The sequence below is a fragment of the Agrococcus jejuensis genome (assembly GCF_007679035.1).
Lineage (GTDB): Bacteria > Actinomycetota > Actinomycetes > Actinomycetales > Microbacteriaceae > Agrococcus > Agrococcus jejuensis_A.
In genome coordinates, this window is sequence record NZ_VEFR01000004.1 from 70,349 (window position 1) to 86,210 (window position 15,862).

Genomic DNA, 15,862 nt, shown 5'->3' on the forward strand with positions numbered 1-15,862 from the left:
CACGGCAGAGCGAGAGACCCGGAGCGATCGTGCGCGATTCGACCACCCCGAGCAGGTTCACCCAGCGACTGCAGCGCGTCCTCGCGGGCGCCGTGTCGTCGATGCTCGTCGCCGGCGGCCTCGTCGCCGTCTCCGTCGCGGCACCGCTCGTGCAGGCGCCTGCGGCGAGTGCCGCGGCGAACTTCATCTGCGGTCCCGGCTCGTCGTCGCCGCTCTACGCGACGGGGAACAGCACGGCGAACACGGCGAACCCGCGTGATCTGTTCAGGATCGATCCGGCAACCGGTGCGACGAGCGTGGCGTACTCGCCCGGCATCACGTCGACGGTGACCCTCAACCAGCTCGCCATCTCGCGCGATGGTGCGCAGATCTTCTGGACCGACGGCACCACCGCCACGTCCAACATCTACGAGTACACCCCTGCGACCGACGCAGCGCCGCAGACGACCCCGCGTGGCACCGCCACGGGCGGCACCGCCGCGCCGAACAACGCGTGGAACACCATGGGTGGGTTCGACCTCGCGACCAACCGCTACATCTATGGCGGCGCCGTCTACACGCCTCCGACGCAGACCACGGCGTCGTCGGCGTCGCTCACGGTGCACTCGTACAACCCCACGAACAACGCGATCCAGCCGAGCGCCGCCACGATCAGCCTCCCTGGTGCGACTGGTGCCAACGGTGACCTCGCGTTCTCGCCCGCCGGCACGATGTACGTCGTCACCGGTGGCAACTCCACGCAGACGCAGCCGGGTGGCGGTGGCGACAACGCCCAGCTCTACCGCGTCACGGGCGGCATCCCGACGACCGGCACCGCGAGCTACTCCGGCGTGCCCCTCGGCGGCCGCATCGACAACGTGCGCGGACTCAACTCCATCGCCTTCGGCGCCGACGGCTTCCTGTACCTCTTCGGCCAGACCCCCACGAGCTCGACCGCGGGCACGCCCCAGCTCATCAAGGTGAACCCGTCGAATGGCGACATCGTCTCTCGCACGACGCTCGCTGGCCCCGCCGCCGGCGGCCTGACCGACCTCGCGTCCTGCGCGTCGCCGTCGACCGTCCGGGGCGAGGTCGTGCTCGACGAGCCGCGCCAGGACCCGAGCGATCAGTTCCAGGTCGTCATCGGTGGCGGAGGCCTCAGCCCGGCGGACGCGTCGACGACGGGGACCACGACCGGCACCGGCTCGACCGTCGCCAACAACCCGGTCACGGGCCCGGTCATCGTCCTGCCTGGCGACACCGTCACGGTCGATCAGCGGCCCGCCGCAGGCAGTGCGACCCCCGGCCCCGACTACGCGCGGGAGTGGGTCTGCCGCGACACCGCGTACGGCAACGCCGTCGTGAGCTCGGGCTTCGGGCCGCAGGCGTCCTTCACGATGCCCACGAACCCTGCCATCGGATCGAACATCGTCTGCTCGTTCACGACCGAGGAGGCAGTCTCGAGCGCGACGATCGACAAGACCTTCACCGGCGGTCCGATCACCGCGATCGGCCAGCGGATCGACTACTCGATCACCGTCACCAACACCGGCAACGTGCCGCTGCAGAACGTCGTCGTCACCGACCCCGCTCCCGGCCTCACGGTGACGTGCCCCGCCGGTTCGTCGACCGTCAACCCGGTCGGTGCCTTCAACACGGTGAACACCGTCACGTGCACGGCGTCGCGCCTCGCGACCGCCCAGGACTTCCAGGGCACGGGCACGGTCGACAACACCGCGACGGTCTCGTACACGACGCAGCAGCCCACCCCCGGCAACGCGCCGCGGACCGCATCCGACACCGCGTCGTTCACGCCCGACCGCACGCCGCCCGCGGCGACGGCGGACACGCAGGGCGGAGGCACGATCGGTCAGCCCGTCACCGTGAACGTCGTCGGCAACGACGGCACCGTCGACCCGGCCTCGGTGACGATCGTCGGCGCACCCGGCGACGGCAAGCGCCTCGAGGTCGAGGACGTCGGCGTGTGGACCGTCAGCCCCCAGGGCACGATCACGTTCACGCCCGCCTCCGGCTACACCGGCAATCCGGCACCCATCACCTACAGCGTCGCCGGCCCCAACGGGGTGCGTGCAGAGGCGACGGTCACGGTCACGTACGGGGCGCAGGCGCAGCCGCAGCGCTCCGACGACAACCCGATCGGCTCGACCGTGACCGTCGACCCCCTCACGGGTCTCGTCGGCACGGTGCAGCCCGGCACCGTCGCGATCGTCACGGGCCCGAACCCCGGCGACGTCGCGCCGTCGCTCACGGTGCCCGAGGGCGAGTGGACCGTCGTCGACGACGAGATCGTGTTCACCCCGAACCCGGGCGTGACGACCGATCCCGCGCCCATCGAGTTCCAGGTCATCTCGACCGATGGCACGCCGACCCGCAACACGGTCACGGTGACGTACCAGCCGGTCGCGAACCCCGACACGACGCCGCAGACGACCCCGGGCTCGCCCGCGAGCGTCGCACCGCTCGCGAACGACCAGGGCACCATCGACCCGGCCACGTTCGCGTTCCTCGATGAGGACGGCGACCCGATCATCGACCCGATCACGGCCGCGCCCGCGACGTCGGTGACGATCCCGAACCAGGGCACCTGGTCGCAGGCGACCGTCGACGGACAGCTCGTCGTCACGTTCACGCCCGCGCCCGGATTCACCGGGACGCCGACGCCGATCGGCTACCAGGTCGCCGGCCCCGGCCCCGACCGCGTGCCCGTGCAGTCGACGATCTCGGCGCCCTACCTGCCGCTCGCGGTCGGCGACTCGGCGCTGCTCCAGCCGCTCACCGACCCGGCCACGCCGGTCGTCGTCGCCGACATCCTCGGCAACGACGCAGGTGACCTCGACCCCGTGACCGTGCAGCTGCTCGACCCGGCGACCGACACGTACGTCGACGGCCCCGTCGAGATCCCCGGCGTCGGCACGTGGGAGGTCGTGCAGGACGACGACGGCACCGTCGACGTCGTCTTCACGGCTGCGCCCGGCTTCTTCGGCGACCCCGCGCCGATCCGCTACCAGGTGGAGGACGCGAACGGCGACGCGACGACCGCGCTCATCACCGTGACGTTCCAGCCGGTCGCGAACCCCGATGTCGCCGGTGGCTTCGCCACGGGGACCACCGCGAGCATCACCCCGCTCGCCAACGACCTCGGCGACCTCGTGCCCGCGTCGTTCACGTTCCTCGACGCGGCGGGCAACCCCGTGGGCCAGAGCTACGCGGTCGCCGGTCAGGGCACCTGGACGGCCGCGGTCGTCGGCGGGGTGCTGACGGTCACCTTCGAGCCCGAGCTCGGCTACGAGGGCGACCCGAGCCTGGTTCGCTACCAGATGTCCGACACGAAGGGTGCGACCGCGCGGTCGAGCATCACGTTCGACTACGACGCCGCAGGCGCAGACGACGTGTCGCTGAGCAACCCGGTCGGCAACCCCGTCACGCTCCTCGACGTGCTGGCCGACGATGACGGCGAGTTCGACCCCGCCACGTTCACGTTCAACCCGATCCCGGGCTCGACGCGGAACGACGACGGGTCGCTCACCGTCGCCGGTCAGGGCACCTGGACGTTCGTCGTGACGCCCACGGGCGCCGTCGACGTGACGTTCACTCCGCTGCCGTCGTTCCAGTCCGACCCGAGCATCGTCACCTACACGGTGCAGGCGATCGGCACCGGCTCGTCGACCGCGCAGCTCATCGTGGGCTACGCGCAGGTCGCGAATCCCGACCAGGTGCTCCTCGCGCCGCTCACCGAGCCGGCCACGCCGGCGGTCGTCGCCGACATCCTCGGCAACGACGAGGGCGACTTCGACGGTGCGGACGTGCAGCTGTACGACCCCGCCGCGAACGGCGGCGCGGGCGCATGGCTCCCGGCCGGCGACGACCTCGTCGTGCCTGGCGAGGGCACGTGGGCGATCGTCGTGAACGACGACGGCACGGTCGACGTGACCTTCACCGCAGAGGACGGCTTCCAGGGCAACCCGACGCCGATCCGCTACCAGGTGCCGGACGCCGCAGGCGACGTCGTCGAGTCGACGATCACCGTGACCTTCCAGCCGGTCGCGAACGACGACGCCGACGCGGGCTTCGCCATCGGCGAGGTCGCATCGCTCACGCCGCTCGCGAACGACCTCGGAGCGTTCGACACCGCGACGTTCACGTTCCTGAACCCCGACGGCTCGTCGGTGGGCGCGCTCGCCGACTACTCGAACGGCGAGGGCACGTGGTCGGTCGCGATCGATCCCGAGACCGGCGTCCTGACGGTGTCCTTCGACCCGAACGACGGCTTCGTGGGCGACCCGACGCCCGTGGGCTATGCCATCGCCGGCAACGGCGGCGTGGTCGTGGACGCGACCATCACCTTCGACTACGTGCCCGAGGCGCAGCCCGACTCCCTGACGGGCGTCGCGCCCGGCACGGTCGCGACCGTGCCGAACGTGCTCGGCAACGACCTGGGCGTCCTGAACCCGGCGACGTTCGCGTTCGTCCCGGGCGCCGAGGGCGGCGAGCTCGTCGACGGCACGCTCGTGGTCCCCGGTCAGGGCACGTGGTCGACCGTCGTGACCCCCGGCCAGGGCGGCGCGCCTGCCACGGTCGACGTGGTCTTCACGCCGGAGGAGGGCTTCCTGTCCGACCCCGACCCCGTGGCCTACGTCGTCGACGACCTCTCGGGCACCGAGACGGGCTCGACCATCACGGTCGACTACCTGCAGGTCGCGAACCCCGACCAGGTGCTGCTCGCGCCGCTCACGGAGCCGGGCACGCCGGTCAGGGTCGCGGACATCCTGGGCAACGACGTCGGTGACCTCGACCCCGCCTCGGTGCAGCTCTTCGACCCGGCCGCGAACGGTGGCGCGGGAGCGTGGCTCCCGGTCGGCGCAGAGCTCGTCGTGCCCGGCGAGGGCACGTGGCAGCCGCGCGTCAACGACGACGGGACCGCCGACGTCGTGTTCGTGGCCGAGGACGGCTTCCAGGGCGACCCGACGCCGATCCGCTACCAGGCGGCGGACGCGGCGGGCGACCTCGTCGACTCGACCATCACGGTCACGTTCCAGCCCGTCGCGAACGACGACGCCGAGTCCGGCTTCGCCATCGGCGCGAACGCGCAGGTGAGCCCGCTCGCCAACGATCTCGGCGAGCTCGACGTGACGACGTTCACGTTCGTGCCGCCCACCGGCCTGACGCTGCAGGAGGATGGCTCGCTCATCGTCCCCGGCGAGGGCACGTGGTCGTTCACGGTCGACGTCGCCACGGGCGTCCTGACGGTCGTCTTCGACCCGATCGACGGCTTCGAGGGCGACCCGACGCCCGTCGACTACGCGATCACGAGCACGAGCGGCGTCACGGTCGACGCGACGATCACGGTCGACTACCAGCCGCTCGCGGTCGACGACTCGGTGACGGGCCTCGAGCCCGGCACGGAGGCGACCCTCGCCGACGTCCTGGGCAACGATGCAGGCGACCTCGACCCGGCGACGTTCGCGTTCGTGCCGGGTGACGAGGGTGGCCGGCTCGTCGACGGCGACCTCGTCGTCGATGGCGAGGGCACCTGGTCGTTCGCGATCGACGAGGAGACCGGCGTCGTGACGGTGACGTTCACGCCGGAGGAGGGCTTCCTCTCCGACCCCACGCCCGTGTCGTACACGGTCGAGGACCGGTCGGGCTCCGAGACGGGTGCGCTGCTGACGGTGGACTACCTGCAGGCAGCCGCCGACGATGCGAACCTCGACCAGCCCATCACGGAGCCGGTCACGGTCGCCGACATCCTCGGCAACGACGCGGGCGACTTCCTGCCCGAGTCGGTGCAGCTCTTCGACCCCGCGACCGAGTCGTGGCTCGAGCCGGGCGCCGAGCTCGCCGTGCCCGGCGAGGGCGTGTGGACGATCGTCGTGGACGACGACGGCACGGTCGACGTGGTGTTCACGCCGGAGGAGGGCTACCTCGGTGACCCGACGCCGGTGCGGTACCAGGTGGCGGATGCGGGTGGCGACCTCGCGCAGGCGACGATCACCGTGTCGTACCTGCCGGTCGCGAACGACGACGAGGACCTGGCGAACGCCTTCGGCGAGCCCGTGGTCGTCGACGTGCTCGCGAACGACGTGGGCGACTTCGACCCGTCGACCGTCTCGCTCTACGACCCGGCGGCCGACGGCGGCGTGGGTGCGTGGCTCGAGCCGGGCGTCTCGCTCGTCGTCGCCGGCCAGGGCACCTGGTCGATCGACCCCCAGACGGGTGCCGTGGCGTTCACGCCCGAGGCCGGCTACGGCGGCGACCCCGACGTCGTCTCGTACCGCGTCACCGACTCCACCGGCGACACCGTGCAGGCGACGATCACGATCACCTACGGTCCGACGGCGGTCGACGACGCCTCGCTGCGCAACGCGCAGGGCACGACGGTCACGGTCGACGTGCTCGCGAACGACCTCGGGCAGTTCGACCCGGCGTCGGTGCGCATCGTCTCGGGCGACCAGCTCGTGACCGAGCTCGTCGTGCCCGGCCAGGGCACGTGGACGGTCGACCCCGCCACCGGCGCGATCGCCTTCACGCCCGCATCCGGCTTCACGGGCAACCCGACGCCGATCACCTACGCGGTGACCGACGTGTCGGGCGACGTGACCGAGGCGACCGTGACGATCACGTACCTGCCGAAGGCCAACGACGACCGCTCCGAGGGCAACGCTCCCGGCACGGCCGTCACGGTCGACCCGCTCGCGAACGACGCAGGCGACCTCGACCCGACGACGGTCGAGATCCGCGACCCGCAGACGGGCGACTGGGGCAAGACGGTCGTCGTGCCCGGCGAGGGCACGTGGACGGTCGACCCGGTGACGGGCGCGATCACGTTCACGCCCGAGCGCGGCTTCACCGGCGACCCGACGCCCATCGCGTACCGCGTGACGGACGTGAACGGCGAGGTCACGCAGGCGACGGTCACGATCGACTACCGCCAGGTGGCCGGCATCCCGGGCATCGACCTGCCGCGGACCGGTGCGGAGATCACGGTGTGGTCGCTCATCGCCGGCCTCGGCCTGCTGCTGGCAGGTGCGGCCGTGTGGCTCATCCGCCGCCGTCGCACGGACGTGACCGACGCCTGAGTCGGTGACAGCCTGACGGCCTGACGCACGACGGCCCCGGAGCGAGAGGCTCCGGGGCCGTCGGCGTTCGCGGTCAGGCGTAGCGGCGGGCGATGGCGACGAGCTCGTCGCCGTACGCGGGGCCGTGCGAGACGGCGTGCACCGCCAGCGGATGCAGCTGGTGCAGGCCGAGCAGCTCGCGCCAGCCGTCGCCGAGCACGGCGGCCTCGGCATGCGCGTCGAGCACCGTGTCGAGATGCGGCAGCCCGAAGAGGGCGAGCATCGCGAGGTCGGTGAGCGGATGCCCGCCGTGCGCCGCCGGGTCGATGAGCACGGCACCGGTCGGCGTCCAGAGCACGTTGCCGCTCCACAGGTCGCCGTGGATGCGCGCGGGCGCTCGGTCGTCGTCGAAGGCGCCCGCTGCGATGCGGTCGCAGACGGCGTCGACGACGGCCGCGCCACGCGGCTCGAGATGGCCGGCGTCGACGGCGGCGCGCACGAAGGGGCGGATCCGCTGCTCGGCGAAGCCCTCGCCCCACGTGGCCGTCGGCGCCATGCGCTGGCGCTGGCGCCCGATCCACCCCTCGCCGTCGCACCCGGGCGGGGGAGCGCACCAGCCGTCGGCGCCGCTCGCGTGCGTCGCGGCGAGGGCGCGGCCGAACGCCTCCGCATCCGTTCGCGTGGGGCGCGCGGGATCGAGCCGTTCGAGCTCGATCGTGGCGCCGTCGTGCGCGAGCACGCGCACGACGGGCGCGCCGTCGTGCGGCTCGGCGTCGGCGAGCCACCGCAGGCTCGCGACCTCCCACGCTGCCGCGTCGTCGCCCCAGCGCACGTGCTTCGTGAACGTCATCCGTCCATCCTCGTGCGGGCGCCCGGGCCTCGCATCCTCATCCCGTGCGCGCGCCAGGTGGCGACCGCGAGGTCAGCGCAGGGTCGCCGTCGCGCCGTGGGCGACCCCGTAGGCGCGCACGGCGCGGCGCAGGGCCGGCTCGCGCCGCGCGGGGATGGGCACCCACGCATTCGTCTCGACGTCGATGCTCGTCGCGCGCTGCGTGCGCCGCCACGTGCCCGACACGGCGCCGTCGACGACGATCGCCGGCAGGAACATGCCGTTGGAGCCGGGCACGATGCGCTCGAGCGGCTCGCCGCGCAGCGGCACCTCGCGGTCGCGATAGCCGAGCACGAGCTCGTCGAACGGGGCGACGAGGTGCACGCCCTCGGCCGGCTCGAGCCCTGGCGCGTGCAGATGCTCCACGCCGTCGACGACCATCGCGTCGAGCTCGCCGCGCACGGCGTCGATGCCGCGGCGCGCATCCGCGATCGTCAAGCCGGTCCACCACGCGAGGTCGTGCACCGTCGCCGGTCCGTGGCTCGCGAGGTACCGGCCCGCGACCTCGGCCAGCGCCTCGTCGCCATCGAGCGTGCGGGGTGCCGCGACCCACGCGTCGTGCAGCGCGTAGTCGGTGCGGCTCACCATCACGACGTGCCCGTGCCGCGCGAGCCAGCCGAGGATGTGCGGGCCGCGCTGCGCATGCACGGGCTGACCGGCGGCGACGAGGGCGTCGAGCAGCGTCTGGCGCGACGCGGGGCCGTCGGCGAGGATGCGTTCGACGACCGCGCGGGAGCGCGAGATGGCTGCCTCGTCGAGCTCGAGCGAGCGCATCCGCGTCGCGTCGCGCCGGTCGACGCGCTCGGCGGTGAGGAGCGCGAGCCACCGGATGTCCTCGGAGCGCGTCCAGTGCAGCGTGCCGCGCATCGGCCACGACCGCACGATCTCGCCGCGCGCCTGCGAGGCCTCGACGTCGGCGACCGTCGCATCCGCGCGCTGCGCGACGGCCCACAGCGAGCCGAACCGGTCCTGCCCCTGCATCGAGAGCATCCACCCGATCGCGTCGGCCACCGACGCGGCAGGCTCGGCGAGCAGCTGCGCGCGCACGCGCATGCCCAGCAGTCGTCGCTCGTCGGCGGTCAGCCTGCGCACCATGTGCTCAGCATGCCGTGCGCCGCCGACGTGGCGTGCTCCGAAGGCGCCCGGCCGGCCGGGATGCTCGCGCCCGCACGGTGACCGGTCGCAGTCGCCGCCGACTGGTCGCCGACTCGGTGCGACCAGTCGGGCTGCTCGCCCTCAGACCTTCGCGGGCACTCGCGTCCGCCACGCGGTCGTCGCCAGCGCGAGGCCCAGCACCGCGATCGCGGCCAGCACGAGCGCCGTCGCCGGCAGGCCGATGCTCGCGCCGAGCACGCCGGCGAGCGGGTAGGTGACGAGGTAGCACGCGTGCGACAGCGAGAACTGCGCCGCGAAGGCGGCCGGGCGCTCGTCGGGAGAGGCTGCCCGCCGGATGAGGCGCGGGCCGGTCGTGAGGATGCCCGCGGTGCCCGCGCCGAGCAGCACCCAGACGGCCACGAGCGCCGGCCAGGCGACTGCATCCGGCAGCGCCTGCGCGCCCGTGGCGGCGACGAGGCCGAGCGCGACGGCCGCGGCTCCCGCCAGCATGACGGGACGGTCGGGGATGCGGTCGAGCACGCGCGGGAGCGCGAGCGCGACGAGCATCGAGCCCGCGCCGTAGGCGGCGAGCAGCAGCGCGACATCGGTCTGCGCGCGGCCGAGGTCGCCCTGCACGAGCACGACGGTATTGACGATGACCATCGCGGTGGGCGCGGCGACGGCGATGTTGAGGGCGAGCAACGCTCGCAGCTCGCGCTCGCGCCAGAGCACGCGCGCGCCGCGCGTGAGTCGGTCGACGAACGACGACGGGGGAGCGGCGACGCGGGCGGGCAGCGCGGTCGCGAGCACGAGGATCGCGGATGCGACGAATCCGACGACCGTGCCGACGAACAGCTCGTGGAACGTGACGACCGCGAGCAGCGCCGCCGCGAGCGCGGGGCTGACGAGGGCCTCGAGGTCGTAGGCCAGGCGCGAGAGCGACAGGGCGCGCGTGTACTGCCGCTCGTCGGGCAGCACCTCGGGGATGAGCGCCTGGAACGCGGGCGTGAACGTGGCCGACGCCGACTGCAGCACGAACACGAGCGCGTAGACCTGCCACACCTCGGTGACGAACGGCAGGCTCAGCGCGACGATGGCGCGGACGACGTCGGCCGTCACGAGCAGTGCCTTGCGCGGGACGCGGCTCGTCAGCGCCGAGACGACGGGCGCGACGCCCACGTACGCGACCATCTTGATCGTGAGCGCGATGCCCAGCACGACGCCCGCATCCGCTCCGGCGACGTCGTAGGCGAGGAGTCCGAGCGCGACGGTGAGCAGACCCGTGCCGACGAGGGCGACGACCTGCGCCGAGAAGAGCCGTGCGTAGGCGCGGTTCGCGAGCACCTCACGCATCCGAGGCGTCCTCCGCGTGCTGCGGTGCGATGCCGAGGGTGTGCTCGGCCTGGTGCACGGCGTCGGCGACGAGCTGGCTCGCGTGGTCGTCGGCGAGCCGGTAGAAGACCTTCGTGCCCTCGTGGCGCGTGAGCACCATGCGGGCGAGCCGCAGCTTCGCGAGGTGCTGGGATGCGGCAGCAGGGCTCTTGCCGACGCGCTCGGCGAGCTCACCGACGGGCAGCTCGCCGCCGCGCAGCGCCACGATGATGCGCACCCGCGTGGCGTCGGCGAGCATCCCGAACACCTCTGCCGCGAGGTCGTACCGCTGGCACACGCCGGAAGCATCGTTATCTGCATGCATGCGCAGATAGTTGCACACGCGCGACTCCGATGTCGACTCGGCGTCGCCGACTGGTCGTTCGTGGTGGGGACTGGTCACTCGTGGGGATCGACTGGTCAGCCGTGGTTGGGACTGGTCGCTCGTCGCAACCACGAGTGACCAGTCAGCCCAACGAGCGACCAGTCACCGGCTCCGCCACCCGCGCGTAGGCTGGATGGGTGAGTCCAACGATCCGTCCGCGCAGGCTCCGACGCACTCCCGCCCTGCGAAGGCTGGTGGCCGAGACGCGCATCCACCCGAGCCAGCTCATCCTGCCGATGTTCGTCGCCGACGGGATCGCCGAGCCGCGACCCATCAGCAGCATGCCGGGCGTCGTGCAGCACACGATCGACTCCGCGAGCCGCGCCGTCGAGCAGGCGATCGAGGCGGGCATCGGCGGCGTCATGCTGTTCGGCGTGCCCAAGGACGAGGACAAGGATGCGACGGGCTCGGCCGGCATCGATGCCGACGGCATCCTCAACCGCGCGACGGCGGCGCTCGACGATCGCTTCGGCGACGACACCGTCATCCAGACCGACCTGTGCCTCGACGAGTTCACCGACCACGGCCACTGCGGCGTGCTCGACGAGTGGGGCGGCATCGACAACGACGCGACGCTCGAGCGCTACGCCGAGATGGCGATCGCCCAGGTCGACGCGGGCTCGGCGATGGTGGGCCTCAGCGGCATGATGGACGGCCAGGTGGCGTTCGTGCGCGACGCGCTCGACGACGCCGGCTACGAGGATGCGGCGATCCTGGCCTACGCGGCGAAGTACGCATCCGCGCTCTACGGCCCGTTCCGCGAGGCCGTCGGCTCGAGCCTGCAGGGCGACCGCCGCACGTACCAGCAGGATCCGGCGAACGCGCGGGAGGGCCTGCGCGAGGCGACGCTCGACGAGGCCGAGGGCGCCGACGTGCTCATGGTGAAGCCCGCATCCTTCTACCTCGACGTGCTGCGCGACGTCGCCGACGAGGCGCAGGTGCCCGTGTGGGCGTACCAGGTGTCGGGCGAGTACGCGATGGTCGAGGCGGCGGCGGCGAACGGCTGGATCGACCGCGACCGGGCGATCGCGGAGTCGGTGACGTCGATCGTGCGCGCGGGCGCGGATGCGGTGCTCACCTACTGGGCGGTCGAGCTGGCCGACGCCCTGCGCTGACCGCGTCCCCGCGACCGCATCCTTCTGCGTTTTGCAGGCGATCTCGGGTTCCAAGGGAAGATTCCCCTCAGAAGGCCGAATCGCCTGCAAAACGCACACCACGACGACGCAGCAGACGAGCAGGGACGCAGCATGACGGACACGACCACCACCAACGACGCCCTCTTCGACCGCGCTCGCCGCGCCATCCCCGGCGGCGTCAACTCGCCCGTGCGCGCGTTCGGCTCGGTCGGCGGCACGCCGCGGTTCATCCGCAGCGCCCAGGGGCCGTACGTCACCGACGTCGAGGGCGTCGAGCGCGTCGACCTCGTGGCCTCGTGGGGTCCGGCGCTGCTGGGGCACGCGCATCCGGCCATCGTGGATGCGGTGCAGCAGGCCGCGTCGCGCGGCCTCTCGTTCGGCGCCCCGACGGGCGCGGAGGTCGAGCTCGCCGAGGAGATCACGCGCCGCGTGCCGATCGCCGAGCGCGTGCGCCTGGTGTCGACCGGCACGGAGGCCACGATGACGGCCATCCGTCTCGCGCGCGGCGCCACGGGTCGCGACCTGCTCGTGAAGTTCGACGGGCACTACCACGGGCACTCGGATGCGCTGCTGGTCGCGGCGGGCTCGGGCCTCGCCACGCTCGCGATGCCGGGCTCGTCGGGCATCCCCGACGCCGTCGCCGCGACGACGATCGTGCTGCCGTACGACGACGAGGCGGCGGTCGAGGCGGCGTTCGCCGAGCACGGTGACCGCATCGCCGCGATCATCACCGAGGCCGCGCCGGCGAACATCGGCCTCATCGCCCCGCGCCCCGGCTTCCACGCGTTCCTCGCCCGCACGGCGCACGCGCACGGCGCGCTGCTCATCAGCGACGAGGTGCTCACCGGCTTCCGCGTGCACGCGTCGGGCATGTGGGGCATCGAGGGCACGAGGGGCGACGACGCCCCCGACATCCTCACGTTCGGCAAGGTCGTCGGCGGCGGCATGCCGCTCGCGGCGCTCGGCGGCAGGCGCGAGGTCATGGACCTGCTCGCCCCGCTCGGCCCGGTCTACCAGGCGGGCACGCTGTCGGGGAACCCGCTGGCCGTCGCCGCGGGTCTCACGCAGCTGCGCCTGGCTGACGACGCCGTCTACGCGCGCCTCGACGAGGTGGCGGACGCCATCACCGCCGGGCTGTCGGATGCGCTCGCCGCCGAGGGCGTCGAGCACGCGATCCCGCGGGTCGGCAGCCTGTTCTCGCTCGCGTTCGCCGCATCCGCGCCCCGCACCTACGACGACGCGAAGGCCCAGGCGGTCTTCCGCCACGCGCCGTTCTTCCACGCGATGCTCGACGGCGGCGTCGCGCTGCCGCCGAGCCTCTTCGAGTCGTGGTTCGTCACGGCGGCGCACGACGACGCGGCGATCGAGCGCGTGCTCGCCGCGCTGCCTGCCGCGGCCCGCGCGGCGGCTGCGGCCCAGCCCGCCTGACGCTCGCCGGTGAGACGTGCGCGAATCCGAGCCCTCGATGCGCTGAGCGCACCGAGGGTCCGGATTCGCGCACGTCTCACCGCGCGCTCGCGGAGCGTCAACCCCCGCGACGCGTCGAGGATGCGGGCGTAGCGTGCGACGCATGAGTGCCGACGACGCCACGCAGACCAGCCCGGAGCCGAGCACGGGCGACCGCCCTCCGTTCGACGACCACGACTTCGGCGGCGACGCCGAGCACCACGCGACGCCCGACCACGTCGCCCCCTACGCCTCCCGCGAGGACGCCGTGCCCAGCACGTCGCCGGCCGCCATGCCCGACCACGTCGAGCCGTACTCGTCGCGCGACTGACGCGTTCGCCTGCGCGGCCCGCGTCTCGCAGGCGATCCGCGTGGGCAGAGGGACGATGCCCCTCTGCCTCCCCTGGTCGCCTGCACGACGCAACCGAGGGCATCCGTCGGAGTGCGTTTCGCAGGCGATTCGGCGAGCCGAGGGAGCATTCCCCTCAGCGCCCGGAATCGCCTGCAAGACGCACCAGACCGAGCACACCCCAGGCGCGTCAGAACAGCGTGGGACGCTTGCTCTCGATGCCCTTCATCGCGTCGTAGTCGAGCACGACGCAGCGGATGCCGCGATCCTCGGCGAGCGTGCGCGCCTGCGGCGCGATCTCCTGCGCCGCGAAGACGCCCGACACCGGGGCGATGCGCGGATCGCGATTCATGAGCTCGAGGTACCGGGTCAGCTGCTCGACGCCGTCGATGCCGCCGCGGCGCTTGATCTCGACGGCGATCGTCGCGCCCGCCTCGTTGCGGGCGAGGATGTCGACGGGGCCGATGGGCGTCATGTACTCGCGGCGCCAGAGCTCGTAGCCGTCGCCGAGCAGGTCGATCTGGTCGGCGAGCAACGCCTGCAGGTGCGACTCGACGCCGTCCTTCGTGAGACCCGGGTCGACGCCGAGGTCGAAGGAGGTGTCCGAGTGCACCTCGTGCACGCGCACGACGAGCGCGTCGCCGGTCTTCTGGTGCGTGACGGTCCACAGCTCGGTGACGCCGGCGTCGGCCTGGTCGTCGCTCGGCGCCGACGTCTCGACGGTGCACGGCGGCGACATCCAGTTGAGCGGCTTGTACGAGCCGCCGTCGGAGTGCACGAGCAGCGAGCCGTCGGCCTTCAGCATGAGCACGCGCGTGGCGAGCGGCAGATGGGCGGTGAGCCGCCCGGTGTAGTCGACGGAGCAGTTCGCGATGACGAGACGCACCCGACCACGGTACCCGCGCCGGAGGGCGCGCCGGGCCGCGTGGCGCCTACGGCCGAACCTCGGCCGCCGGGTCGGGCGCGGCGGATGCGGTGCCGCGCTCGCGCGCGACCGCCGACGTGAGCAGCGACAGCACGACGAACGCGAGCACGACCCACATGGCGTCGCGCAGGCCCAGGTGCTCGCCGAGGAACCCGAGCAGGGGAGGCCCGGCGAGGAAGGCGACGTAGCCGATCGTCGCGACCGCGCCGACGCGCGCCGTGGCCATGCGGGCGTCGTCGGCGGCGGCCGACATGCCGATGGGGAAGCCGAGCGAGGCGCCGAGGCCCCACATCGCCGTGCCGATCAGCGCGACGACCTGGTCGTCGACGACGATGACGAGCACGAGGCCCACGGCGGCGAGGGATGCGGTGGCGCGCAGCATCGCGACGCGGCCGAAGCGCTCGATGAGCGGCACGCCCGCGAGGCGCCCGGCGGTCATGGCGGTGAGGAAGAGGGCGAACGCGAGCGCCGCGCCCACCTCGTCGAAGTCGTGGCCGTCGACCATGAGCAGCGTGAGCCAGTCGTTCGCCGAGCCCTCGGTGAGCGCCATGCCCAGCACGAGGCCGCCGATGAGCCACGTGCGCGCATCCGTCCACACCGACAGCCGCTCGCGGAAGCCGACGTGATCCTCCGCCTGGATGGGCTGCTGCACGAGGTGCGGACGCACGACGGCTGCGAGCCCCACGACGAGCACGAGGTAGACCGTCATCTGCGGGCCGATGCCGATGCCCGTCGCCTCGCCGAGCGCGCCGTAGCCTGCGCCGGCGACGGTGCCGATCGAGAAGAACGCGTGGAAGACGGGCATGATGGCGCGGCCGATCGCGCGCTCGTTCGCGGCGCCCGAGAGGTTCATGGCGACGTCGGCGATGCCGGTCGCGAGGCCCGTGACGAGCAGGCCGGCGATGAGGATCGCCATGCTGCGCGCCTCCACGCCCCAGCCGGCGACGCACAGGCCGACGCCGATCACGGAGGCGCCCGTCACCATGACGACGCGCGTGCCGAGCCGGGCGATGACGTGGCTCGCCGTCGCGAGTCCCGTGATCGACCCGACGGAGATGCCCAGCAGCGCGAGCCCCAGCTGGTCGACGGAGATGTCGAGCATGTCGCGCGCGGTCGGGAACCGGGCGGCGAGCGACGCGAAGCCGAAGCCCATCGCGAAGAACACCGCGAACACCGCGTTCCGCCACCGCACCGTCTCGCGCATCCCACCA

Annotated in this window: 10 protein-coding genes; 4 read left to right on the forward strand and 6 right to left on the reverse strand. The window is 72.8% G+C overall.

What is annotated here, in order from left to right; genetic code table 11:
• Positions 1-29 precede the first annotated feature (29 nt).
• Positions 30-7,076 carry an Ig-like domain-containing protein gene (locus FS793_RS12705; RefSeq protein WP_186329508.1) on the forward strand — a complete coding sequence of 2,349 codons (7,047 nt, stop codon included), beginning with the start codon at positions 30-32 and terminating at the stop codon, positions 7,074-7,076.
• 73 nt (positions 7,077-7,149) lie between these two features.
• Here FS793_RS12705 and FS793_RS12710 read toward each other — a convergent pair whose 3' ends face one another.
• The 4 genes from FS793_RS12710 to FS793_RS12725 form a co-directional block, all read right to left on the reverse strand.
• Entirely contained in the window at positions 7,150-7,905 is a 756-nt protein-coding gene (locus tag FS793_RS12710; protein WP_144720885.1) for a fructosamine kinase family protein, read from the reverse strand.
• A 72-nt stretch (positions 7,906-7,977) separates the two neighbouring features.
• A complete protein-coding gene (locus FS793_RS12715; RefSeq protein ID WP_144720886.1) occupies positions 7,978-9,039 on the reverse strand; it encodes a winged helix DNA-binding domain-containing protein in 1,062 nt (353 codons plus the stop codon).
• A 141-nt stretch (positions 9,040-9,180) separates the two neighbouring features.
• On the reverse strand, positions 9,181-10,392 hold the full coding sequence (locus FS793_RS12720) for an MFS transporter (RefSeq protein ID WP_144720887.1): 1,212 nt from the start codon (positions 10,390-10,392) through the stop codon (positions 9,181-9,183).
• Positions 10,385-10,735 (reverse strand): ArsR/SmtB family transcription factor, encoded by a 351-nt coding sequence (locus FS793_RS12725; RefSeq protein WP_144720888.1) that lies wholly within the window; start codon positions 10,733-10,735, stop codon positions 10,385-10,387. The genes FS793_RS12720 and FS793_RS12725 overlap by 8 nt, the downstream gene beginning before the upstream one ends.
• A 197-nt stretch (positions 10,736-10,932) precedes the next feature.
• Here FS793_RS12725 and hemB point away from each other — a divergent pair, with 197 nt between their 5' ends.
• The 3 genes from hemB (at position 10,933) to FS793_RS12740 (ending at position 13,708) form a co-directional block, all read left to right on the forward strand.
• A complete protein-coding gene (gene hemB, locus FS793_RS12730; RefSeq protein WP_144720889.1) occupies positions 10,933-11,910 on the forward strand; it encodes a porphobilinogen synthase in 978 nt (325 codons plus the stop codon).
• A gap of 132 nt (positions 11,911-12,042) precedes the next feature.
• On the forward strand, positions 12,043-13,359 hold the full coding sequence (gene hemL / locus FS793_RS12735) for a glutamate-1-semialdehyde 2,1-aminomutase (RefSeq protein ID WP_144720890.1): 1,317 nt from the start codon (positions 12,043-12,045) through the stop codon (positions 13,357-13,359).
• Positions 13,360-13,501: 142 nt separating this feature from the next.
• Positions 13,502-13,708 carry a hypothetical protein gene (locus tag FS793_RS12740; protein WP_144720891.1) on the forward strand — a complete coding sequence of 69 codons (207 nt, stop codon included), beginning with the start codon at positions 13,502-13,504 and terminating at the stop codon, positions 13,706-13,708.
• Between the two features lie 208 nt (positions 13,709-13,916).
• Here the strand turns inward: FS793_RS12740 and nucS are convergent, their stop codons facing one another.
• Positions 13,917-14,612, reverse strand: a complete 696-nt coding sequence (gene nucS, locus FS793_RS12745) for an endonuclease NucS (protein WP_144720892.1) — start codon at positions 14,610-14,612, stop codon at positions 13,917-13,919.
• 46 nt (positions 14,613-14,658) lie between these two features.
• Positions 14,659-15,855, reverse strand: coding sequence for an MFS transporter (locus tag FS793_RS12750; protein WP_144720893.1), 1,197 nt, complete (start codon positions 15,853-15,855; stop codon positions 14,659-14,661).
• Between the last annotated feature and the right edge of the window lie 7 nt (positions 15,856-15,862).